Source organism: Kitasatospora sp. MAP12-44 (assembly GCF_029892095.1).
Taxonomy (GTDB): Bacteria; Actinomycetota; Actinomycetes; order Streptomycetales; family Streptomycetaceae; genus Kitasatospora.
The window spans coordinates 1,033,296-1,059,297 of record NZ_JARZAE010000004.1; the positions used below are offsets into that span (position 1 = coordinate 1,033,296).

Genomic DNA, 26,002 nt, shown 5'->3' on the forward strand with positions numbered 1-26,002 from the left:
AGCTGGTCACACCGGTTCCGTCTCACTCACGGCTTCACGCACCGCCTCGTCGTCCACCTTCGCCCACCGCTGCTCGGGGCGGGTGAAGAGGTACCCGGCGGCCGCGGCCACTGTGACCGCCATTCCCACCAGCACCACCCTGAAGTCCACCGCGGCGATCAGTGCGGCGCCGACGGCCATCGCCAGCACCTGCGGCACCGTCATGATGAGGGTGAACCCGGCGTAGACCCGCCCGACCAGCTCCGGCGGCGTGTGGCGGAAACCGATCGTGGTCAGCCCGATCGCGATCCACGGCATGCTGGCCCCGCACAGCACCATGCCGGTCGCCACCACGGCCACCGACGGCACGGTCTGCAGCAGCGCGCCGAGCCCGAAGGAGGCCATGCCCGCGGCGACCAGCGGGCCGTCCCCGATCCGCCGGGCGATCCGGCCTGCGGTCAGCCCGGCCAGCACCGCTCCGGCCCCCTGGCCGACCAGCAGCACGCCGAGGAAGGCCGGCGGCCGCCCCAGCCCGTCACCGACCACGGCGAGCCCGACCGTCTCGGCCAGGCCCATCCCCACCATGGTCAGCGCGCAGCCGATGCTGAGCTGCCGCAGCACGAGAGTGTTCGCCAGATGCCGGATGCCCTCGGTGATGTCGGTGCGCCACCCGCTGCCGCTGGACGACGGCGCATCCTCGTGCAGTCGCACAGCCAGCAGGGTGGCCGCCGCGACCAGAAAGGTACCGGTGTCCACCAGCACCACGGCATGGGCGCCGAGCGCGGCGAACAGTCCGGCCCCGGCCAGCGGGGAGACCAGCCGCAGCGACTGCTTGGCGGTCTGCAGCAGGCCGTTGGCGTCGCCCAGCCGCTCCTCGGGGACCAGCACGCGCAGCAGGCCGGCCTGCGCGGGATCGAGGAAGCTGTTGGACAGGCCGTAGAGCAGCATCACCAGGTAGACCAGCCAGACCCGGCCGCTGCTGTGGACCAGCAGCAGCACCGGGAGCACGGCGGCGGTCGCCAGGTTGAGCACCAGGAGCAGCCGGCGCCGGCGGTAGCGGTCGGCGACCATGCCGCCGAGCGGGGCACAGAGCGTGCCGACGATCACCAGGAAGAAGGCGAGCGCGGCCGCCGAGTTGCTCCCGGTCAGCTCCTTGACCCAGATCCCGGCCACCAGCCAGAGCATCGTGTCACCGAGCACCGAGACGAGTTGTCCCAGCAGGAACCAGCGGACGTTCCGGTCGGCCAGCAGCGGCCTGATGCCCCGTCGGCCGTCCGTCGGGTCGCCGGCCACGACATGCCGGTCTGTCGGGTCACGGTCTGTCAGGTCACGCGTCATGGCCGAGCCTCTCGGTGAGCATCCGGCCGAGCCCGGCCAGGCCCTCCGGCCCGAGCAGCTCGGCGTGCCGGCAGTCGACGCGGTACTCGTGGATCTCGCCGGTCAGGTGCGCCTGCCAGGCGGCGCGCGCGGTCGGCGCGTCGGCGGGGCGACCGGCGGTCGCCGTGACGAAGACGAGGTCGCCGTCCACCGTGCCGGGCACGTGGTCGAGCACCAGGCGGCTGCTGTGCACCGCTGTGTCCAGCACTGCGGCCACCTCCTGCTCGTCCACCTGGAGCCGTCGCGCGTGCTCCTCGCGCAGCAGGGCCAGGATCTGCTGCCGGTCGGCGCCCTGCTCCACCAGCTCGTGTACGGCGGGCCCCGCGGCGGGCAGCAGCGCGGCCAGTACCTCGTCCACCGCCTCCGCGTCGCGGGCGTCCGGGTGCGGTGCGACGGCGGTCGGGTAGGAGTCGAGCAGCGCCAGGAACGCCACCTGCTCGCCGTCACGCTGGAGCAGTTCGGCCATGGCATGGGCGACCGTGCCACCCAGTGACCAGCCGAGCAGGTGGTACGGGCCCGAGGGCTGCACCTCGCGGATCCGCGCGACGTACTCCCGCGCCATCGCCCTGATGGAGGCCGGGCGGGCGTCCGGCCGGCGGATGCCGTTCGCCTGGAGCCCGTACAGCGGTCGCTGCGGGTCCAGCCGGCTCAGCAGGGCTGCGTAGCCCCAGCTGAGGCCCATCACCGGGTGCACGCAGAACAGCGGTGCCGCGGTGCCACGGGCGCGCAGCGGCAGCAGCAGGTCGAGCGGATCGCCGTCCGACTGCCGGCCGTCCGAGCGCTGACCGTCCGACTGCCGGCCGAGCCGGGCGCTGAGTCCCGCCGCGGTCGGCGTCTCGAAGAGCGCGCGCAGGTCGAGCCCGGCACCGAAGGTCCGCTGGACGGCGCTCATCAGCCGGACGGCCAGCAGGGAGTGGCCGCCGAGGGCGAAGAAGTCATCGTCCGGGCCGACCTCCGGCACGCCGAGCACATCGGCGAAGAGGGCGCAGAGCACGATCTCCTGCGGATCGGCCGGCACCCGGCCCGGGGCCGTCCGCTCGATGCCCGGGGCGGGGAGAGCGTGGATGTCGAGCTTGCCGTTGCGGGTGACGGGCAGGGTGTCGAGTCGGACGAAGGCCGAGGGGATCATGTACCCGGGCAGCAGCGCGAGGGCGTGGGCCCGCAGCCGGTCCGGGTCGAACGCCTCGCCCGTGGGGACGACGTAGGCGACCACACTCCCCCAGCCTCCGGCCGGGGGTGCCCCCTCGTCCCCCTCGGCGGCCTCGCGCACCACGACGGCGACCCGACTGACGTCCGGATGTCCGGCCAGCACGTGCTCGATCTCGCCGAGTTCGATCCGGAAGCCGCGCACCTTCACCTGCCGGTCGGCGCGGCCGACGAAGAGCAGCTGCCCGTCCGCACCCCACCGCACCAGGTCACCGGTGCGGTACATGCGGGTACCCGGGGTGAACGGGTTGGCGACGAAGCGTTCGGCGGTCAGGTCGGGGCGGGCGAGGTAGCCGCGGGCCAGGCTTTCGCCCGCCACGTACAACTCGCCCACCACACCCGGCAGCACCAGCCGCAGACCGGCGTCCAGCACGTACAGGCCGGTGTTCCGGACCGGTCGGCCGATCGGCACCAGAGCACCGGAGAGGCTAGCGGGTGTGCCGGCTGTGCCGGCGGTGATCTGGATGGTCGTCTCGGTCGGTCCGTAGAGGTTGACCGGTTCGACACCCCAGATCTGGCGTACTTGGTCGGCGAGTTGGGCCGGAAAGGCCTCGCCGCCCACGAACACCCGCCGCAGACCGGAGACCTGGTGGGCCTGCGGTGCCTCGAGGAGTGCGGCGAGCAGGGTGGGGACGAACTGGGCCACGGTGACTCGCAGTTCGCTCAACGCGCGGACCAGCTGCTCGGGATCCTTCGCGGTCCGGTCGTCGACGAGGACCACCGTCGCGCCGGTGAGCAGGGGCAGCCAGGTCTCCCAGACGGCGGCGTCGAAGCCGGGCGAGGTGCGGGCCAGGACACGGTCGCCGTCGCCGATGGGGAAGCGATCGGCCATCCACAGCAGCTGGTTGGCCACCGCGCGCTGCGACACCAGCACGCCCTTGGGACGGCCGGTCGAGCCGGAGGTGTAGATGACGTAGGCCGCCTCAGAGCCCGGCACTGGCACCGGCACTGGCACCGGCAGGTGCACCGGCGCGTAGGGCGGTTCGGGGGCCCTGTCCAGCAGCAGCTTCGGCAGGCCCGGCGGGAGCAGGTCCGCCGTCGCGTCCACCGCGACTACCAGCGCCGGGGTGGCCTCCTCCAGCACAGCGGCGATCCGGCCGGAAGGCAGGCCCGGGTCCAAGGGCAGCCAGGCGGCTCCGGTCAGGGTGACCGCGAGCTGAGCGAGCACCCAGTCCACCGAGCGGGGCAGCAGCAGGGCCACCCGGGCCCCGGGCCGCGCACCCATCTCCATCAACCGACCAGCCAACTCATGGGCTTGAAGCGCCAGTTCACTGTACGAGAGCTCGACACCCCAGCCGATCACGGCCACCGCATCCGGCGTCGCCGCCGCCCGCGCCGCGAACAGCGAGCCCAAGGACTCTCCCTCCGGCATCGCCACCTCCGAACCCGCACCCTGCCGCAGTACCTCGGCGCGGTCCGGCGCCGACAGCAGCTCCACCCCACCGACCCGCCGATCGGGCACAGCCACCACCGAACCCAGGAACCGCACGAACGAGACCGCCAGGAACTCCGCCGATTCGCGGTCGAACAAGTCCGCCGAGTAGTCGAGTTCACCGTCGAGACCGTCGAGACCGAGAACACCATCCCCGTCGCCGAAGCGCTCGGCGAGGGTCAGCGACAGGTCGAACTTCGCAGCCGCGCCGGTCACCTGGACCGGCCGGGCCGTCAGGCCGTCGAGCTCGATCCGAGCCGACGCGGTGTTCTGCAGCGCGAGCATCACCTGGAAGAGCGGATGCCGTGCCATCACACGCCGCGGGTTCAGCACCTCAACCAGCCGTTCGAACGGGAGGTCCTGGTGCGCGAAGGCCGTCAGGTCGGCCTCCCGCACCCGGCCGAGCAGTTCCCGGAACGTCGGGTCGCCCGACAGATCGGTACGCAGTACCAGCGTGTTCACGAAGAACCCCACCAGGTCGTGGACCGCCTCGTCGGTGCGGCCGGCCACCGGGGTGCCGATCGGGACGTCCTCGCCGCCACCCAGCGCGCTCAGCCAGCCGGCCATCGCGGCCTGCAGGACCATGAAGGCGGTGGTGTGCGTCCGGCGGGCCAACTCGACGATCCGCGCGTGCAGTTCGGCCTCGATCCGCACCGGCACCGTACCGCCCTCGCCACTCGGGTAGGCCGGGCGCGGGCGGTCCGCCGGCAGCGGAAGTTCATCCGGAAGGCCGTCTAGTTCCTGCTGCCAGTAAGCGAGTTGATGTGCCGTCAGGCTGTCCGGGTCGGACTCGTCGCCGAGCAGCTCGCGCTGCCACAGCGTGTAGTCCGCGTACTGCACGGGGAGTTCGGCCCACTGCGGGGCGCCGCCCCCTCGGCGGGCCGTGTAGGCGGCGGTGAGGTCGCGCACCAGCGGTGCGGTCGACCAGCCGTCGCTGACGATGTGGTGGGCCACCAGGAGCAGCACGTGCTCGTCGTCGGCGGTCCGGAACACCCGGGCCCGCAGCGGGGCTTGCGCTGTCAGGTCGAACGGACGGGTCGTCTCCGCGGCCACCAACTGGTCCAGCGACGCGGCAGCAGCAGCAGCAGCGGCGGACAGGTCGAGGAGGGGAAGCTCGATCCGTACGACGTCGGTGGGGAGGACGACCTGCTCGGGCTCGCCCGCGACCTCCGGGAAGAGCGTGCGCAGGCTCTCGTGGCGCTCCAGCACGTCGTTCAGCGCGGCGGCCAGCGCGGCGGTGTCCAGCTCGCCGGTCAGCCGCAGGACGAGCGGCATGTTGTAGGCGCCGCTGTCCGGTTCGAGGCGGTTGAGGAACCACAACCGCCGCTGCGCGAAGGAGACCGGCAACCGCTCGGGACGCACCACCGGCCGCAACGCCGGCCGGGCACTGGCTTCCTCACCCTCCAGGGCCGTGGCCAGGGCAGCGACCGTCGGGGCCTCGAACAGCGCACGCAGCGGCAACTCCACTCCCAGCACCGAGCGCACCCGACTCGCCAGACGGGTCGCCAGCAGCGAATGCCCACCCAACTCGAAGAACCCGTCGTCGATCCCGACCCGGTCAACGCCCAGCACCTCGGCGAACAGCCCGCACAGGATCTCCTCCCGCGGGCTGCGCGGACCACGACCGGCCCCCACCGCCGCGAACTCCGGCTCCGGCAACGCCCGCCGATCCACCTTCCCGTTCGGCATCAACGGCAACGCCTCCACCAGCACAAACGCCGACGGAACCATGTAATCCGGCAGCACCCGACCCAACCGCTCCCGCAACCCCGCCACGGTCTCGCTCGCAGTGACCACATACGCCACCAGACGCCGCTCCCCCACCGCGTCCTCATGCAGCACCACCACCGCCTGCGCCACCCCCGACAGCGCGTAGATCGCAGCCTCCACCTCACCCAACTCGATCCGGAAACCACGCACCTTCACCTGGCTGTCCGCCCGACCCAGGAACACCAACTGCCCATCCACACCCCACCGCACCAAATCACCGGTGCGATACATCCGGGCACCGGGGGTGAACGGGTCGGCGACGAAACGCTCCGCCGTCAGCCCCGGCCGACCCAGATACCCCCGCGCCAGACCCTCACCCGCCACATACAACTCACCCACCACACCCGGCGGCACCAACCGCAGACCCGCATCCAGCACATAGACCCGCTTGTTCCACACCGGCCGACCAATCGGCGGAATCGCCGCGCTGGAGATCGGATCGCTCATACTCGCGCACACCGTCGCCTCGGTCGGCCCATACGAGTTGATCATCCGCCGACCGCGCCACCACCGCTCCACCAACGCCGGAGAACTCGCCTCACCCCCGACAATCAACGTCCCACCATCCGGCAGCGAACCCTCCGGCATCACCGCCAAACCCGCCGGCGGCAAGTCGATATGCGTAATACCCTGCTCCGCCACCAACTCCACCAACGGCTCACCCGGCATCATCCGCTCCAACGGCGCAACCACCAACCGGCCACCACCGAGCAACGCCGCCCACACCTCGGAGACATGACTGTCGAAACTCAACGACGAGAACTGCAACACCCGACTCTCCACCGTCGTCGCATACCACTCCACCTTCGCGTGCGCGAGACTCGGAATACCACCGTGCGCAATCACCACACCCTTCGGACGACCGGTGGAGCCGGAGGTGTAGATCAGGTAGGCGGGGTGCGCCGCCAGCAGCGGGCGGGCCCGCTCGACATCCGCGACGTCGGCCTCGGACTGAACGGCCAACTCGGCCAGGACGCCAGCCCGGTCCAGTACCACCACCGTCCGATCGCCCGGAGGCAGCTGGTCGGCCACGGCGGAGACCGTCAGCACCAGGGCCGGCGCGGCGTCGTCCAGCATGTAGGCGATCCGGTCGGCCGGATACTCGGGGTCGACGGGGAGATATGCCGCACCCGACTTCAACACCGCCAGCAACGCCACCAGCATCAACTCACTGCGCGGCAACGCCAGCGCCACAAACCGCTCCGGACCGGCGCCCTGCGCGATCAGCAACCTCGCCAGGCGATTCGCCCGCGCGTTCAACTCCGCATACGACAACTCGGTGCCCTCATAGGCGACCGCGATGGCGTCCGGCGCCGACCGGACCTGCCGCTCGAAGTGCTCATGGATCAGCCCCGGTGGGACGGGTCGCGCCGTGTCGTTCCACCGCTGCAGGACAAGCTCGCGCTCCGCCGGCGTGACGAGGTCGAAGTGGCCGATGGGGTGGTCGGGTTCGGTGCCGACCGCGGTGAGGAAGGCGGCCAGCCGACCTACGAAGGAGGCAGCGGTGTGCTGGTCGTAGAGGTCGGTGGAGTAGTCGAGGATGCCGTTGAGACCGGCGGGAGTACCGGCCTCGAAGCCTTCCGTGACGTCGAGCGAGAGATCGAACTTCGCGGTGGCGCGGCCCAGGAGCTCTGCCGTGACCGCGAGTTCGGGGAGACCGAGGGTGGGCAGGGCGGTGTTCTGGAACGCCAGCATGATCTGGAAGAGCGGGTGGCGCCCCATCGAACGCGGCGGGTTGAGTGCCTCCACCACCCGTTCGAAGGGGAGGTCCTGGTGCGCGAAGGCCGCCAGGTCGGTATCCCGTACCCGGGCCACGAGTTCGCGGAAGGTGGGATTGCCGGAGGCGTCGGTCCGCAGGACGAGGGTGTTGACGAAGAACCCGACGGCGTCTTCGAGGGCTTCGTCGGTGCGGCCGGCGATCGGGGAGCCGATCGGGATGTCCTCTCCGGCGCCGAGTCGGGCCAGCAGGCCGGCCAGCGCCGCCTGCACCACCATGAACACGCTCGCGCCGCACTCCCGGGCCAGCCGCACCAGGGTCGCGTGTGCCGGGGCGGGCAGGGTGAACGGCACGCTCGCGCCCCCGCCTTCGGTGCCGACGGGTCGCAGGCGGTCGCCGGGCAGGGTCACCTCGTCGGGCAGGCCGGCCAGGGCCTTGCTCCAGTAGTCGACCTGGCGGGCCAGCACGCTGTCCGGGTCGGACTCCTCGCCGAGGAGTTCGCGCTGCCACAGCGCGTAGTCCGCGTACTGCACCGGCAGCGGCTGCCAGGCGGGTGCTGTGCCGGCGGTCCGGGCGGCGTAGGCGGTCGAGACGTCGCGGGCCAGCGGGGCCAGCGACCAGCCGTCACCCGCCACATGGTGCAGCACAAGGAGCAGCACATTGACGTCCGTCCCGATGTCGAACAGGTGGACCCGCAGCGGCAGTTCGGTCGAGAGGTCGAAGCCCTGGTGGACGGCCGCGTGCAGTGCAGCCGGCAGCTGCGCCGCGCCGATCTCCCGTAGGTCCAGCGGGACGGTGGCCGCGGCGGCGCTTCGCACCGCCTGCTCCGGCTCGCCGTCGTGCTCGGGGAAGACCGTGCGCAGGCTCTCGTGCCGCTCCACCACGTCCGCCAGTGCCGCGATCAGCGCGGGCCGGTCCAGCTTTCCGGTCAGTCGCAGCGCCAGCGGCATGTTGTAGGCGCCGCTGTCCGGAGCGAGCCGGTTGAGGAACCAGAGTCGGCGCTGGGCGAAGGAGACCGGCAGGTGTTCGGGGCGGACGGCCGGCAGCAGTGCGGGCCGGGCACCGGCTTGCTCGCCTTCCAGGGCGGTGGCCAGAGCGGCGACGGTCGGCGCCTCGAACAGTGCGCGCAGCGGCAGTTCGACCCCGAGCACCGCACGCACCTTGCTCACCAGGCGGGTTGCCAGCAGCGAGTGTCCGCCCAGCTCGAAGAAGCTGTCGTCGACCCCGACTTGGTCGACTCCGAGCACATCGGCGAAGACGCCGCAGAGGATCTCCTCCCGCGCGCTGGCGGGTCCCCGCCCGCCACCGCGGAGGGCGTAGTCGGGCGCGGGGAGGGCCTTGCGGTCGAGCTTGCCGTTGTCGGTCAGTGGGAAGGCGGCCAGCACGACAATGGCCGAGGGGACCATGTAGTCGGGCACCATCTGCCGTAGGTGTGCGCGGAGTTCGGCCGGGTCGACCTCGGTGGCGGCGGTGGCATAGCCGACGAGTCGGGAGTCTCCGGGGGTGTCCTCGCGGAGGAGGACGGTGGCCTGGGTGACGGTCGGGTGGGTGGTGAGGGCGGCCTCGATGTCGCCGAGTTCGACGCGGAAGCCGCGGATCTTGATCTGGTGGTCGGTGCGGCCGAGGTAGTCGAGCGTGCCGTCCGCCCGCCAGCGGGCGAGGTCGCCGGTGCGGTACATCTGGTCGCCCGGTGCGCCGAAGGGGCAGGCGATGAAGCGTTCGGCGGTGAGGGCGGGCCGGTTGAGGTAGCCGCGGGCCAGACCGTGGCCGGCGAGGTAGAGGTCGCCGGCCACGCCGGTGGGGACGGGGCGCAGAGCGCTGTCCAGCACGTACGCGCGAGTGTTGGCGATGGGTCGGCCGATGGAGGGGTTGCCCGTGATCGATGGCCGATCGAGTCGGTGGGTGGTGGACCAGATGGTCGTCTCGGTGGGGCCGTAGAGGTTGGTGGTCTCGCCGATGGGCCGCAGGGCGGCGGCCAGCGGGGCGGGCAGCGCCTCGCCGCCGACCAGAACGCGCAGCGGGGGAAGGCTGGTTGAACTGCCGGCCGACTGAGCCAGCAGCGCCTGCCACAGCGAGGGGGTGGCCTGCATGATGGTGGCGCCGGCGTCGTGCAGCAGTGTGGTCAGCGCTGCGGGGTCGAGCACGGTCGGGCGGTCGGCCAGGACGACGCGGGCGCCGCTGATCAGCGGCAGGTACAGCTCCAGTGCGGCGATGTCGAAGGCGACGGTGGTCACCGCCATCCACCGGTCCCGCTCGGTCAGCGGGAACCGGGTGCCCAGGTCGGTCAGGAAGTTGGCCAGGGCCCGGTGCGACACCACAACGCCCTTGGGGCGGCCGGTGGATCCCGAGGTGTAGATGACGTACGCGGGGTGCGCAGGGCGCAGCGGCCGGCAGCGTTCGGCGTCCGTGAGGTCGTGGCTGTCGGTCTGCTCCAGCGCGGCCAGGGTGCGTGGGTCGTCCAGTGCCAGCAGCGGTCCCTCGGCGCCCGGCAGGGAGTTCTGCCGGGTGATCGTCAGGAGGGGTGCGGCGTCGGTGAGTGTGTGCGCGATGCGGGCGGCCGGGTAGTCCGGGTCGATCGGCAGGTACGCTCCGCCGGCCTTGAGGACGGCCAGCAGCGTGACCACCAGGTCGGCGGACCGGTCCATCGCGACGGCGACCAGTGACTCCGCCCGCACCCCGCGCTCCAGCACCAGCAGCCGGGCCAACCGGTTGGCCCGGGCGTTCAGCTGACGATAGGTCAGATCGTCTCCGTCGAAGGCCACCGCGACCGCGTTGGGCGTGCGGGCGGCCTGGGCCTGGAACAGCTCGGGCAGCGTGGCCTCGGGCAGCTCGCGGGCGGTGTCGTTCCAACTCCCCAGCAGCGTCCGGCGCTCGTCCGCGGTGAGGATGTCGGCGCGGGTGACCGGGCGGTCGGGCGTGGCGGTGAGCGTGTGCAGCAGCTCGGTGAAGCGATGGGCGAGCTGCGCGGCGGTCTCGGGGTCGAAGAGGTCGGTGGCGTAGGTGAGGGTGCCGGTGATGCCGGCGGGGCCTGTTTCGGGGTCGAACTGCTCCGAGAGGTCGAAGGCGAGGTCGAACCTGGCGGTCGCGGTGCCGATGGCCTCGGGCCGTGCCGTCAGCCCGGTGAGTTCAAGGCTGGGGACGGTGGTGTTCTGGAGGATGAGGAGGGTCTGGAAGAGGGGGTGGCGGGCGAGCGAGCGGGTGGGGTTGAGAGCCTCCACGAGGTGGTCGAAGGGGAGGTCCTGGTGGCCGTAGGCAGCCAGCAGGGTGTCGCGGGTCTGCTGGAGCAGGTCGCCGAAGGTCGGGTTGCCGCTCAGGTCGGTGCGGGTGACGAGGGTGTTGACGAAGAAGCCGATCAGGTCATGGGTGGCTTCGTCGGTGCGTCCGGCGATGGGTGTGCCGATGGGGATGTCGGTACCGGCGCCGAGGCGGGAGAGCAGGGTGGCGAGGGCGGCGTTCAGGCCCATGAAGAGGGTGGCGCCGTGGGTGCGGGTGAGTTTGGCGAGCTGCTCGTGGGTGTGCGCGGGGATGGCTACGGGGACGGTGGCGCCCTGGTGGGTGGCGACGGCCGGCCGGGGGCGGTCGGCGGGGAGCGTGAGCTCGTCGGGCAGGTCGGCCAACGCCTGGCGCCAGTAGTCCAGTTGCTCGCTCAGGCGGCTGTCGGGGTCGGTGGCGTCGCCGAGCAGTCGGCGCTGCCAGAGGGTGTAGTCGGCATACTGGATCGGCAGCGGCTCCCAGGTGGGGGCGCGGCCTTCGCAGCGTGCGGAGTAGGCGGTGGAGAGGTCACGGGCCAGCGGCATCAAGGACCAGCCGTCTCCCGCGATGTGATGCAGTGTCAGCAGGAGGACGTGCTCCTCCGCGTCGATCGCGAAGAGCGTGGCGCGCAGCGGGAGTTCGGTGCTCAGGTCGAACCCGCGGGAGTCCTCGGCGGCGAGGGCCTCGGCCAGTGCGGCGGGGGTGGTGTCGATCGTGATGAGCGGCAGGTCGACGGTCGAGCCCGCCAGGATCTCCTGCTGGGGCTGCCCGTTGCCGAACGGGTAGATGGTGCGCAGGAGTTCGTGGCGGGTGACGACGTCGCCCAGGGCGAGGCGCAGAGCGTCGCGGTCGAGGGGACCGGAGAGGCGGCAGGCGGCTGGGATGTTGTAGGTGGCGCTGGGGCCTTCGAGTTGGTCTTCGAGTTGGGCGAGGAACCAGAGGCGCTGCTGGGCGTGCGAGAGCGGGATGACCTCGGGGCGGGTGACGGCTGCCAGGGCCGGGCGGGTGATGGCGTCCTGCGTGAGGCAGCCGGCGAGGGCGGCGACGGTGGGGGCTTCGAAGACGGCGCGCAGGTCGACTTCGGTGCCGAGGACGGTGCGGATGCGGCTGACGAGTCGGGTGGCGAGGAGGGAGTGGCCGCCGAGCTCGAAGAAGTTGTCGTCCACGCCCACGGTGTCGAGTCCGAGCAGGTCGGCGAAGACGCCGCATAGGATCTCCTCCGTCGCGCCGGCGGGCGCCCGGTGCGGGGTGCCGGTCATCGGAACGGGGACGGGCAGCGCCTTGCGGTCCAGCTTGCCGCTGGGCGACAGCGGCACCTCGTCGATCGGCACGAAGACCGACGGCACCATGTAGTCCGGCAGCGCGGCGGCCAGGTGCGCCCGCAGTTCCGCCTCGGCGCAGCTGCCGTCGGAGACCAGGTACGCGGCGAGGAACTGGTCGCCCTCGGCGCGCTCGTGCACCAGGGCGGTCGCCCAGGAGACGCCGGGGGCGCCGGCGAGCACGGTGGCGATCTCGTCCAGTTCGATGCGCAGGCCGCGCAGCTTCACCTGGTGGTCGGCGCGGCCGAGGAAGACCAGGGCGCCGTCCCGGTTCCAGCGCACGAGGTCGCCGGTGCGGTACATCCGGGTGCCGGGGGTGAACGGGTTGGCGACGAAGCGCTCGGCGGTCAGCGCGGGCCGGCCGGCGTAGCCGCGCGCGAGCTGGTCGCCGGCCAGGTAGAGCTCGCCGGCCACGCCGGGCGGCAGCGGCCGCAGGTCGCGGTCCAGGACGAAGACCCGGGTGTTCCACACCGGCCGGCCGATCGGCACGGTGCCTCCGTTCTCGCGGTCGGCCGCCCGGTGGTAGGTGACGTCGACGGCCGCCTCGGTCGGGCCGTAGAGGTTGTGGAGGTCGGCCCCCAGAACGTGGCGGTAGCGGGACAGCAGGTCGGTGGGGAGGGCCTCGCCGCTGCACACCACATGCCGAAGGCTGGTGCAGCCGGCGGCGGCGGGCTCGGCGACGAAGGCGTGCAGCATCGACGGCACGAAGTGCGTGAGGGTGACGCCGTGGCGCCGGATCTCCGCGGCGAGCCGGGCCGGCTCGCGGTGGGCGCCGGGCGGGGCCACCACCAGGGCGGCGCCGGAGAGCAGCGGCAGGAAGAACTCCCAGACCGAGACGTCGAAACTCGACGGGGTTTTCTGCAGCACCCGGTCGGCGGGGCCGATGCCGTACTGCTCGCGCATCCAGAGCAGGCGGTTGACGATCGCGTCGTGCGGGACGGCGACGCCCTTGGGGCGGCCGGTCGATCCGGAGGTGTAGATCAGGTAGGCGGGGTGGGCGGGCAGCAGCGGCGCGGTCCGCTCCTGGTCGCCGAGGTGGTGGTCCTGGTGGTGTGCGTACGTGGCGGCCTCGGCCGGGTCGTCCAGCACCAGGCGGCGACCCCCGGCCGTTGGAACAGTGGCAGGCAGGACGCCGGCCAGCTCGCGGCAGGTGAGGACGGCCACCGGCGCGGCGTCCTGCAGCATGTAGGCGATCCGGTCGGCCGGGTAGTCGGGGTCGACCGGCAGGTAGGCCGCGCCCGACTTCAGCACCGCGAGCAGCGCGACCACCAGCTCGGGTGAGCGGGGCAGCGCGACGGCCACGGTGCGCTCGGGGCCGGCGCCGAGGCCGACCAGGTGGCGGGCCAGGCGGTTGGCCCGAGCGGACAGTTCGCGGTGGCTGAGCACCGTGTCGCCGAACAGCAGGGCCGGCGCGTCGGGGGTGCGGTCCGCCTGGGCCTCGATGAAGGACGTCAGGGTGCCGGCCGGGACGGGGTGTGCGGTGTCGTTCCACTCGTCGCGCACGAGGTGGCGTTCGGCGTCGTCGGCGAGGTCGAACCGGCCGATGGTGTGGTCCGGTTGGGCGGTCAGCGCGGCCAGCAGGGCGGACAGGCGGTCCGCGAAGGCGACAGCCGTCTCCCGGTCGTACAGCTCACCGGCGTAGTCGACGCAGCCCTCGATACCCGCCGGCGCGCCGGCCTCGAAACGCTCGGCCACATCGAGCGACAGGTCGAACTTCGCCGCCCAGCGCTCCACCGGCTCCGCCGCCACCCGCAGGCCCGGCAGGTCGAGTTCGGGCAGAGCAGTGCTTTGGAACGCCAGCATCACCTGGAACAGCGGGTGGCGGCCCATCGAACGCGGCGGGTTCAGCACCTCGACCAGGCGTTCGAACGGGACGTCCTGATGGGCGAAGGCCGAAAGGTCGGCCTGCCGCACCCGGGCCACGAGGTCCCGGAAGGTCGGGTCGCCCGAGACATCGGTGCGCAGTACAAGGGTGTTGACGAAGAACCCGACGGCGTCTTCGAGGGCGTCGTCGGTGCGGCCGGCGATCGGGGAGCCGATCGGGATGTCCTCTCCGGCACCGAGGCGGGTCAGCAGCGCGGCCAGCGCCGCCTGCACCACCATGAACACGCTCGCCCCGCACTCCCGGGCCAGCCGCACCACCGAAGCGTGCACCTCGGCGGGCACCGCGAACGGCACACTCCCGCCCGCACCCCCGGCTACCGCGGGCCGCAGCCGGTCCCCCGGCAGCGACACCTCCTCCGGAAGATCGACCAAGATCCCACGCCAGAAATCGACCTGACGTTCCATCAGACTCTGCGGGTCACTCTCCTCACCCAGCAACTCACGCTGCCACAACGCATAGTCCGCGTACTGCACGGGCAGCGGCTGCCAGACGGGGGCGGTGCCGGTGGTCCGGGCGGTGTAGGCGGTCGAGACGTCGCGGGCCAGCGGCGCCAACGACCAGCCGTCACCCGCCACATGGTGCAGCACCAACACCAGCACATGCACCTCGGGCGCCAGCGCGAACAGCACCGGCCGGAGCGGCAGTTCACTGGTGAGGTCGAAGGCGCACCCCGCCTCGGCGGCCAGCCGCGCGGTCAACTCCTCCTCGGTGCAGTCCTGCTCCGCCAGCGACAGCGCCACCCGCGCCATCGGCAGGACGAACTGATGCGGCTCGCCGTCACGTTCGGGGAAGACCGTGCGCAGGCTCTCGTGCCGCTCCAGCACGTCGTTCAGCGCGGCGGCCAGCGCGGCGGTGTCCAACTCGCCGGTCAGCCGCAGGACGAGCGGCATGTTGTAGGCACCGCTGTCCGGTTCGAGGCGGTTCAGGAACCACAACCGCCGCTGCGCGAAGGAGACCGGCAACCGCTCGGGACGCACCACCGGCCGCAACGCCGGCCGGGCACTGGCTTCCTCACCCTCCAGGGCCGTGGCCAGGGCAGCGACCGTCGGGGCCTCGAACAGCGCACGCAGCGGCAACTCCACTCCCAGCACCGAGCGCACCCGACTCGCCAGACGGGTCGCCAGCAGCGAATGCCCACCCAACTCGAAGAACCCGTCGTCGATCCCGACCCGGTCAACGCCCAGCACCTCGGCGAACAGCCCGCACAGGATCTCCTCCCGCGGGCTGCGCGGACCACGACCGGCCCCCACCGCCGCGAACTCCGGCTCCGGCAACGCCCGCCGATCCACCTTCCCGTTCGGCATCAACGGCAACGCCTCCACCAGCACAAACGCCGACGGAACCATGTAATCCGGCAGCACCCGACCCAACCGCTCCCGCAACCCCGCCACGGTCTCGCTCACAGTGACCACATACGCCACCAGACGCCGCTCCCCCACCGCGTCCCCATGCAGCACCACCACCGCCTGCGCCACCCCCGACAGCGCGTAGATCGCAGCCTCCACCTCACCCAACTCGATCCGGAAACCACGCACCTTCACCTGGCTGTCCGCCCGACCCAGGAACACCAACTGCCCATCCACACCCCACCGCACCAAATCACCGGTGCGATACATCCGCTCACCCGACGCGAACGGGCACGCCACAAAACGCTCCGCCGTCAGCCCCGGCCGACCCAGATACCCCCGCGCCAGACCCTCACCCGCCACATACAACTCACCCACCACACCCGGCGGCACCAACCGCAAACCCGCATCCAGCACATAGACCCGCTTGTTCCACACCGGCCGACCAATCGGCGGAATCGCCGCGCTGGAGATCGGATCGCTCATACTCGCGCACACCGTCGCCTCGGTCGGCCCATACGAGTTGATCATCCGCCGACCGCGCCACCACCGCTCCACCAACGCCGGAGAACTCGCCTCACCCCCGACAATCAACGTCCCACCATCCGGCAGCGAACCCTCCGGCATCACCGCCAAACCCGCCGGCGGCAAGTCGATATGCGTAATACCCTGCTCCGCCACCAACTCCACCAACGGCTCACCCGGCATCATCCGCTCCAACGGCGCAACCACCAACCGGCCACCACCGAGCAACGCCGCCCACACCTCGGAGACATGACTGTCGAAACTCAACGACGAGAACTGCAACACCCGACTCTCCACCGTCGTCGCATACCACTCCACCTTCGCGTGCGCGAGACTCGGAATACCACCGTGCGCAATCACCACACCCTTCGGACGACCCGTCGAACCCGACGTGTAGATCAGATACGCGGGATGATCAGGCAGCAACGGCACGGCCCGCTCGAAGTCGTCCACATCAGCGTCCGACCACAACGCCAACTCCGCCTCGACACCGGCGTCATCCAGCACCACCACCGCCCGGTCACCCAGCGCCAACCGGCCCGCCACCGCGGAGACCGTCAGCACCAACGCCGGCGCCGCGTCCTCCACCATGTAGGCGATCCGGTCAGCCGGGTACTCAGGGTCCACCGGCAGATAGGCCGCGCCCGACTTCAACACCGCCAGCAACGCCACCAGCATCAACTCACTGCGCGGCAACGCCAGCGCCACAAACCGCTCCGGGCCCGCGCCCTGCGCAATCAGCAACCTCGCCAGGCGATTCGCCCGCGCGTTCAACTCCGCATACGACAACTCGGTGCCCTCACAAGCCACAGCCACCGCATCCGGCGCCACACCAACCTGCCGCTCGAAGTGCTCATGGATCAACCCCTCCGGAACGGGACGCGCCGTGTCATTCCACCGATGCAGCACCAACTCGCGCTCATCCACTGTCACCAGGTCGAAGTGGCCGATCCGGTGATCCGGTTCAGCGGCCACCGCAGCCAGGAATTCGGCCAGCCGGCCCGCGAAGGCGACAGCCGTCTCCCGGTCGTACAGCTCACCGGCGTAGTCGACGCACCCCTCGATACCCGCCGGCGCGCCGGCCTCAAAACGCTCCGCCACATCGACCGACAGGTCGAACTTCGCCACCGATCGCGCCACGGGCTCCACCGCCACCCGCAGGTCCGCCAGATCGAGATCGGGCAGCGCGGTGTTCTGGAACGCCAGCATCACCTGGAACAGCGGGTGGCGGCCCATCGAACGCGGCGGGTTCACCGCCTCGACCAACCGCTCGAACGGGACGTCCTGATGTGCGAACGCGGCCAGGTCGCCCTGCCGCACTCGGCCGAGCAGCTCCCGGAACGTCGGGTCGCCCGACACATCGGTGCGCAGCACAAGGGTGTTGACGAAGAACCCGACCGCCTCCTCCAACGCCTCCTCGCTGCGACCCGCCATCGGCGAGCCGATCGGCACGTCCTCGCCCGCACCCAGTCGGGTCAGCAGAGCGGCCAGCGCCGCCTGCACCACCATGAACACGCTCGCCCCGCACTCCCGGGCCAGCCGCACCACCGAAGCATGCACCTCGGCGGGCACCACGAACGGCACACTCCCGCCCGCTCCCCCGGCGACCGCGGGCCGCAGCCGGTCCCCCGGCAGCGACACCTCCTCCGGAAGGCCCGCCAACGCCCCGCGCCAGAACTCGACCTGACGTGTCATCAGACTCTGCAGGTCACTCTCCTCACCCAGCAACTCACGCTGCCACAGCGCATAGTCCGCGTACTGCACCGGCAGCGGCTCCCAATCCGGAACCCCGCCGGCCACCCGCGCCGCATACGCCCTCGACACATCCCGCGCCAACGGCGCCAACGACCAGCCGTCACCCGCCACATGGTGCAGCACCAGCAGCAGCACATGCACCTCGGGCGCCAGCGCGAACAGCACCGGCCGCAGCGGCAGCTCACTGGTGAGGTCGAAGGCATACTCCGCCTCCGCCGCCAGACGAGCAGCCAACTCCTCTTCGCCGCACTCCTGTTCCGCCAGCGACAGCGCCACCCGCGCCATCGGCACGATGCGCTGACGCGGCTCACCGTCACGCTCGGGGAAGACCGTGCGCAGGCTCTCGTGCCGCTCCACCACATCGTTCAGCGCGGCCGCCAGCGCAGCGGTGTCCAGCTCGCCGGTCAGCCGCAGCGCCAGCGGCATGTTGTAGTGCGCGCCCCCGCCCTCCAGGCGGTTCAGGAACCAGAGCCGGCGCTGTCCGTACGAAAGCGGGATCACTCGTCCTCCTCGGGACGCGGCATCCGGCGCAGAGTGGGGCGCTTGGGGATGCCGGACTGTGCGGCGGCGGCCTCGGCGAGGCGCGCCACGGTGGGGTGTTCGAACAGGGCGCTGAGCGGCAGGTCCACTTCCAGCGCGGTACGGATCCGACTGATCACCCGGGCGGCGACCAGGGAGTGCCCGCCCAGGTGGAAGAAGTCGTCGTCGATGGTGACGCGGTCGACGCCGAGCACCTCGGCGAACAGCCCGCAGAGCAGCTCCTCCTGCGGGGTGCGCGGTGCGCGGCCGGCGGCGGAGCCGGTGAGCTCGGGGCGCGGCAGCGCCTTGCGGTCCAGCTTGCCGCTGGGCGTCAGCGGCCACTCCTCCAGCAGCACAAAGGCCGTCGGCACCCAGCCGGCCGGGAGGTGCTCGGCGAGGTACCGCGTGAGCGTCGCTGCCAGTCCCTCGGCCTGGCCCACCGGCCGTACGTACGCCGTCAGCCGGGAGTCCAGCGCGGTCACCGCCGCCTGGGCGACGCCGGGGTGGCGGCCCAGCGCCGCCTCGATCTCGCCCAGCTCGATCCGCTGCCCGCGGATCTTGACCTGGTGGTCGGTCCGGCCGGCGTAGCGCAGGCAGCCGTCCTGATCCCAGGCCCCGAGGTCCCCGGTGCGGTACATCCGGGTGCCGGGGGGGCCGTACGGGTCGGCGACGAAACGTTCCGCCGTCAGGCCGCGCCGCTCCAGGTAGCCGCGAGCGAGCTGGACGCCGGCCAGGTAGAGCTCGCCGACGACCCCCGGGGGCACCGGGCGCAGCGCCGCGTCCAGGACGTGGATCCGGGTGTTCCAGACCGGACGCCCGATCGGTACGGCCGCCGGTGTGCCCTGCGCGGGGCAGCTCCAGTGCGTGACGTCGACCGCCGCCTCGGTGGGCCCGTAGAGGTTGAACAGCGGTGCGGCGCAGACGGCGTGGAAGTCGCCGACCAGCTCGGCGGGCAGTGCTTCGCCGCTGCTGAAGACCCGGCGCAGGCTGGTGCAGGCCTTGGTCGCCAGCTCGTCCACGAAGGCGCGCAGCATCGAGGGAACGAAGTGCGCGGTGGTCACGCCGGCGTCCTGGATCAGCCGGGCCAGCCGGTCGGGCTCGCGGTGCGCGCCCGGCGGGGCGACCACCACGGCCGCACCGCTGATCAGCGGCCAGAAGAACTCCCACACCGACACGTCGAAGCCGGCTGGGGTCTTCTGCAGCACCCGGTCGGTGGCGTCCAGCCGGTACCGGTCCTGCATCCACAGCAGCCGGTTGACGATCGCGCGGTGCTCGACCACGACGCCCTTGGGGCGGCCGGTGGAGCCGGAAGTGTAGATGACATAGGCCGGCGAGCCGCCGTGCGGTCGGCCGAAGGCCGGGTCGGTCCGCGGCTGCGCGCGCAGCCGGGCTTGGACCTGCTCGTCATCCAGGACCAGCGCCGGAAGGTGGGCGGGCACCGCGGCGGCCAGCGCCGCGCTGGTCAGCACCAGCAGCGGCGCGGCGTCGGCGAGGATGTCGGCGGTGCGTGAGGGCGGGTAGTCGGGATCGAGCGGCAGGTAGGCCGCGCCGCTCTTCAGCACGGCCAGCAGCGCGAGCAGGAGGTCCGCCGAACGCGGCAGGGCGACGCCGACCGTGGTCTCCGGGCCCGCGCCCAGCTCGGCCAGCAGGTGCGCCAACTGGTTGACGTCGGCGCTGAGTTGCGCGTACGTCCGGCTGCCGCCCGGGCCGTCCAGGGCCGTCGCGTCGGGGGTGCGGGCGGCCTGCCGCTCGATGAGTACGGGCAGCGTGGTGTCGGGCAGCGTCGTATCGGGAAGGTCAGGAAGTGGGTGCGCGGTGCTGTTCCAGCTCTCCAGCAGCTCGCGCTCGTCGGCCGTGAGCAGGTCGAGACGGGCGACCGGGCGCCGTGGGTCCGCCGCCATGGCGGGCAGCAGGCGGTGCAGGCGCTGCGCGATCCGCTCCACCGCCGCTCGGTCGAGCAGGTCGGGCCGGTAGTCGAGGGTGATCTGCAGCCGGGTCCCCGGCACCACGAGCAGGCGCAGCGGGTAGTGGGCGGAGTCCCAGACCTGGACGTCGGCAACGGCCGGACCGCCGGGCAGCCGCATCGCCGCCAGGTCCACGGGGTAGTTCTCGAAGACCAGGAGGGTGTCGAAGAGGGCGCTCTGGCCGGTGACGGCATGCAGGTCGGTGAGGGCGGTGTGGTGGTACGGGGTCAGCGCCGCCTGCTCGGCCTGCACGGTCGTGAGCAGTTCGGCCACCGTCTCGTTGCGGTCCAGGCGCACCCGGACCGGGACGGTGTTGATCAGCAGCCCGACGATCTCCTCGGCCCCCGCGAGCTCCGCCGGACGGCCGGAGACGGCGGCGCCGAACAGCACGTCCGAGCGGCCGGTGAGGGTGCCGAGCAGGATGCCCCAGGCGCCCTGCACCAGCGAGTTGAGGGTCAGCCCGTGGCTGCGGGCCGTGCCGAGCAGCGCCTGGGTCTGCTCGGCGGAGAACTCCAGCTCGACCCGCTCGGGCCGCTGGGCCACGGCGGCGTGCTGCTGCCCGGCCAGCAGCGTGGGCTCCTCGACCCCGGCGAGCGCGGAGCGCCAGGCGTCGAGCGCCTGCTGCCGGTCCTGCTTGCCCAGCCAGCCGAGGAAGTCCCGGTACGGGCGGACGGCGGGCAGCGCACCGGCCGCTTCGCCTGCTTCGCCGCGTGCGTACAGCGTGAACAGCTCGCCCATCAGCTGCGCGGTGGACCAGCCGTCCAGCACCAGGTGGTGGTTCATCAGGACCAGCACGTGCCGCTCCTGGTCCAGGCGCAGCAGGCTGAACCGGACGAGCCGGGGCCGGCCGAGCTCGAAGCGGTGGGTGCGGTCGTCGGCGAGCAGCCGCTCCAGCCGCGCACCGCGCTCCGCCGAGGGCAGCGCGCTCAGGTCCAACTCCCGCCAGAGCAGCGGCGCGTCGGTCGCCACCACCTGCACCCACTCGCCCGTGGGGCGCTGGCGGAACGCGCTGCGCAGCGCCGGGTGACGGCGGACCACGGCCTGCGCGGCGGCCCGCAATGCCGCATGGTCCAGCGGTCCGTGCAGCTCGAAGACGAACTGCGCGGTGTAGACGTCGGCCGAGCTCTCGTCGTACAGCGCGTGGAAGAGCAGCCCCTCCTGGACGGGCGTGACGGGCAGGATGTCCTCGATCGCGTTCTTGCTCACCGGCCGGTCCCCCATGCGTCCTCGTCCCCGTCCTGGTCCCACTCGTCGCCCCGGGCCGCGTCGGCGGCGAAGTCCGCCTCGAAGCCCTCGATCTCCTCCTGCGCCAGCTCCACCAGCGCCAGGTCCGACGGGGTGTGCCCGCCCGCCCGGGGCGATTGCCCATGGCGCACCAGCACCTCCAGCGCCCGCTGCCAGGTGTCGGCCAGGTCTGCCACCTCGTGCTCCTCGAGGAGTGCGCGTGGCCAGCGCCAGCTGACGCTCAACTCGCTGCCGTGCGGCCCCTCCTGGGCGACCGCGTCGATCTCCAGCAGGTGGCCGAGCGGCATCAGCGGATCGCCGCCGCCGGCGAGCGCGCCGTCCTCGACGGCCACCGACCAGTCGGCCTCCATCTGGGATGTGCGGCCGAGGTAGTTGAAGCAGATCTGCGGGGTCGGCGCGGCGGCGAGCAGCGGCCCGGTCCGCGGGTTGAGGTGGCGCAGCAGGCCGTAGCCGAGACCGTGCCCGGGCACCGCCCGCAGCTGCTCCTTGACCCGCTTGATCAGCGCGCCGGCCGCCGGGCCCGCCGCCCAGGCGCCGGCCGTCTGCGCGGCGCCGGTGACCAGCCGCACCGGATACAGCGCGGTGAACCAGCCGACCGTACGGGTCAGGTCGGCGCCGTACCGCTCGCCCTGGCGGCCGTGGCCCTCCAGGTCCACCCGGACCGGGCCGTCCGGGCGGCCGTGCCGCTCGCGCCAGTCGGTCACCGCCAGCGCCAGGCCGGCGAGCAGCACCTCGGTGGTGCCGGTGTAGAAGGCTGCCGGCACGGTGGTCAGCAGCGGCTCGGCCAGCTCGGGCGCCAGGGTGCGGGTCAGCCGGGCCTCCGTGGCGACGACATCGCGCGCCGGGTCCGGCCGGCCGCGGCCCAGCAGCGGCTCGTCGCCGGCCGACTCCTGCTGCCAGTAGGCGAGTTCGGCGACCGTCCCGGGCTGGTCGGCGGCGGCCGCCAGCTGCTCGGCCCACTCCTTGAGCGGGGTGCCGACCGGGTCCAGGCGCGGCGCGGCGCCGGCGCTCTCCGCCTGGTACGCGGCGACCAGTTCGGGCACCAGGATCCGCCAGGAGACGCCGTCCACGCAGAGGTGGTGCAGCACCAGCACCAGCCGACCCGGCAGGTCGGGGCCGCGGTCCAGCCAGACCACGCGGACCAACGCGCCGTCCTGCGGCGCCAGTTCGCGCGCGGCCCGGAGCCGGGCCTCACGCACCAGGTCCGCCGTCGCGGCGCCGGAGCCCTCGACGTCGACCCGGCTCACGCACGCCTTGCCGGACACCTCGCCGCGCTGGGCGACCGACAGCTGCCAGTCGCCGTCCCGGACCGGCCCCAGGGCCTGTCCGGGCCCCAGCCGCAGGCGCAGCGCGTCGTGCCGGTCCAGCAGGTACTGCACCGCCCGGTGCAGCGTCGGCTCGTCCAGACCGGCCGGGCTGCGCAGCACCACGGACTGGTGGTAGCCGTCGATCGGCCCGCCGAGGGCGCGCAGGTGGTGGACGATCGGGGTGGCCGGGACCGGGCCGATGCCGGCGTCCGGGTCGCGCTCCCGGGCCGGCTCCGCCTGCTCGGTGCGGCAGACCCGGGCCAGCGCGGCCGGCGTGCCGTGCTCGAAGACCTCCCGGGGCGTGAACACCAGGCCGGCCGACCGGGCCCGGCCGGCCAGCTGGATCGCCATGATGCTGTCCCCGCCGAGCTCGAAGAACCCGCCGTCCGCGCCCACCGAGGCGAGGCCGAGGACGTCGGCGAACAGCGCGCACAGGCTCGCCTCGGTCGCAGTCGCCGGGGCCTGCCCGGCGACCTCCAGCGCGCCGAAGTCCGGTGCGGGCAGGGCACGGCGGTCCACCTTCCCGTTGCCGGTCAGCGGCAGCGCGTCGAGCCGCACAAAGGCCGCGGGCACCATGTAGGACGGCAGGGTGGCGGCCGCATGGGCCCGCAGTGCCTGCTCGGGGGTCTGCGCCACCAGATAGGCGACGATGCGCTTGTCCCCGCGCGGCCCGGTGCGGATGTCCACCGCCACCTGGCCGACACCGGGGCAGTCGGCCAGCGCGGACTCGATCTCGCCCGGCTCGATCCGGAAACCGCGGATCTTCACCTGGTCGTCGCTGCGCCCGACGAACTCCAGCTCGCCGCCGCCGTTCCAGCGCACCAGGTCCCCGGTGCGGTACATCCGCGCCCCTCCCCCGGCTCCCGCGGCTCCCCCGGCGAACGGGTCCGCCACAAAGCGCTCGGCCGTACGACCCGGGTGCCGGACGTAGCCGCGCGCCAGGCCGATGCCGCCGGCGTACAACTCGCCGACGCTGCCCGGCGGGACGGGCCGCAGCCGCTCGTCCAGCACGTAGCAGCGCATCCCCTGGAACGGCCGGCCGATCGGCACCGGGTCGGGCACCGGGTCGGTGGCGGCCAGCCGGTGGTAGGTGATGAAGGTCGTCGCCTCGGTCGGACCGTAGCCGTCGACGACCACCAGCGCCGGGCAGGCCTCGCGCAGCCGGCGCACCGTCGCGGCGGGCACCACGTCGCCGCCCGCCCAGAGCTCCCGGAGCCCGGCCAGGCACCCCGGGTCCTCCTCGGCCACCAGCCGCAGCAGCCCGGCGGTGAGCCAGAGCGCGGTCACCCGGTGCCGCGCGAGCGCGGCACCGAGGGTGGGGATGTCCAGTTCGCCGGGCGGCGCGACGACGACCTGGCCGCCGTTCAGCAGCGGCACCCACACCTCGTAGGTCGCCAGGTCGAAGGCGGCGGGCGAGTGGAACAGCACCCGCCGGTGCGCCTCACCGTCCCAGACGGCGTCCAGCGCCAGCCCCAGGATGTCCTCGTGCGAGATGGCGACGCCCTTGGGCGTGCCGGTGGAGCCGGAGGTGTACATCACGTACGCCAGCTGGGCCGGCCGGCAGGTCACGGCCGGCTCGGTGGCCGGCGCGTCCTGCCAGGTCCGCGGAGCGTCGACCGCGACCACGGGCAGCTCCAGCTGCTCAGCGAGCTCCAGGGTGCCGGCGTCGCAGAGCACCAGCAGCGCGCCGCTGTCGCGCGCCGTGGTCCGCAGCCGCTGCACCGGGTGCCGGGTGTCCAGCGGCAGGTAGACGCCGCCCGCCTTGATCACGGCCAGCATCGAGACCACCAGGTCCGGGGTGCGCTCCTGCAGCAGCACCACGGGCGTCTCGGCCGCCACCCCCGACGCGAGCAGCCGGTGCGCCAGGCGGTTGGCTCGCAGGTCCAACTCCCGGTAGCTGTACCGGATACCGTCGGAGCTCAGCGCGGTCGCGTCCGGCGTGCGCGCCACCTGGGCGGCGAACCGCTCGGTGAGCGTGGTCGCCGTCGGATCCTCGCGGTGCGAGGTGGCCCTGCCCTGGACCAGCACCCAGCGGCGCTCGGCCGGCGTCAGCAACTCGGTGCGGCCGACGGTGCGTTCGGGATCCGCAGCGGCCGCGCACAGGAAGGCGGCGAGCCGCTGCTGGTGGCCGGCCACCTCAGCAGCCGGGTAGCGCGACGCGTTGGCCTCGACCTCCAGCATCAGGCCCTCGGTACCGTGGTCCTGGAGCACGACGGACAGGTCGTCGACCGGCCCGGCCAGGTAGATCTGGGTGCCGGTGGCGGCACCGAACCGCAGCCCGCTGCCGGCCGGCAGGATGTTGACCTGGGTCGCGAACAGGCCCTCGGTGCGGCCCAGTTCGTCACGGATGTCCAGTTCGGCGCGCATGTCCTGATGGAGGTAGCGCTGGTGGCGCAGCGCCCGCTTCATCTCGGCCGAGGCGGCTCGCACCAGCTCGGTCCAGCGCAGGTCCGCGCCGACCTCCAGGCGCAACGGCACGATGTTGGACACCATGCCGGGGGTGCCGCGCAGCACCGCGTTGCTCCGCGCGGTCACCGGCAGGCCGAGCACCACACTCGACTCGCCGGTCATCCGCTGGATGTAGGCGGCCACCGCGGCGACCGCCAGCGCGGGCAGGGCGGTCCCGGCCCGGCGGGCCGCCGCGTGCACGGCGGCCGTCTGCGCGGCGCCGATCCTCCCCGTCCGCCGGGTCGCGCCGGCCGCCCCGCTCATCAGCATCGAGCCGGTCGGCCGACCGGACAGCGCGACGGGCCGGGGCAGGTCGCTCAAGTGCGCCTGCCAGTACGCCCGGTCCTCCTCGAAGCGCTCCGAGGCCCGATAGGCGGCGTCCTGCTCCAGCAGCTGGGTGAGGGTGCCGAAGGAGTGGGCGGCGGGCTGCTCGCCGCGTTCCAGCGCGGTGTAGAGCTCCGCGATCCGGGCGCTCACCAGGGAGCCGCTGAAGCCGTCCGTGATGATGTGGTGGCCGCCCACGTAGAGGAAGTGCCAGTCGGGCGCGAGCCGGAGCACGGCGGTGCAAAACAGCGGCCCGGCCAGCAGGTCGACCGGCCGCTCGACCGCCTCGCGCATCCAGCGCTCGGCGGCCTCCCGCGGCAGCCGCTCGCCGCTCAGGTCGACCGAGTCCAAGGGCCGGCTCGGTCCGTCGTGCGGCACCTGCAGTGCGCTGACCCCGTCCGGCCGCAGCCGCACGTGTGCGGTCTCCACCTCACCGACCAGTCGCCGGACCGCCCGGTCGAGCACCGAAAGCGTCAACGGCCCTCGGATGTCGGTGTACTGAGCCAGATTGTAGGCGCTGCTCGTCGGATCCAGCTGTTGGGCCAGCCAGATTCCGTGCTGTGCTCGGGAAAGCGGCACCAGGGCCGACTCGTGCGCGGGCATGGCTTTTCTCTCACCCCAGGGGTTCTCGG

At 72.6% G+C, this 26,002-nt stretch carries 4 protein-coding genes; all 4 read right to left on the reverse strand.

Going from position 1 to position 26,002, the window contains the following annotated elements; all coding sequences use genetic code 11:
- Window positions 1-6 precede the first annotated feature (6 nt).
- Genes P3T34_RS05525 through P3T34_RS05540 form a run of 4 tightly spaced genes read right to left on the reverse strand, consistent with a single transcriptional unit; the run spans window position 7 to window position 25,973 of the window.
- Complete coding sequence (locus P3T34_RS05525) at window positions 7-1,317, reverse strand: MFS transporter (RefSeq protein WP_280664854.1); 1,311 nt, start codon at window positions 1,315-1,317, stop codon at window positions 7-9.
- Entirely contained in the window at window positions 1,307-18,064 is a 16,758-nt protein-coding gene (locus tag P3T34_RS05530) for a non-ribosomal peptide synthase/polyketide synthase (protein ID WP_280664855.1), read from the reverse strand. The genes P3T34_RS05525 and P3T34_RS05530 overlap by 11 nt, the downstream gene beginning before the upstream one ends.
- The gene (locus tag P3T34_RS05535) at window positions 18,061-21,252 is read right to left on the reverse strand and encodes an amino acid adenylation domain-containing protein (RefSeq protein WP_280664856.1); all 3,192 of its coding nucleotides are present in this window, start codon (window positions 21,250-21,252) and stop codon (window positions 18,061-18,063) included. The genes P3T34_RS05530 and P3T34_RS05535 overlap by 4 nt, the downstream gene beginning before the upstream one ends.
- A complete protein-coding gene (locus P3T34_RS05540; protein WP_280664857.1) occupies window positions 21,249-25,973 on the reverse strand; it encodes a non-ribosomal peptide synthetase in 4,725 nt (1,574 codons plus the stop codon). The genes P3T34_RS05535 and P3T34_RS05540 overlap by 4 nt, the downstream gene beginning before the upstream one ends.
- Window positions 25,974-26,002 lie beyond the last annotated feature (29 nt).

Bases quoted from the DNA above. Each gene is read 5' to 3' on its own strand.
- P3T34_RS05525 (WP_280664854.1), bottom strand. From the start codon at position 1,317: ATGACGCGTGACCTGACAGACCGTGACCCGACAGACCGGCATGTCGTG.
- P3T34_RS05540 (WP_280664857.1), bottom strand. From the start codon at position 25,973: ATGCCCGCGCACGAGTCGGCCCTGGTGCCGCTTTCCCGAGCACAGCAC.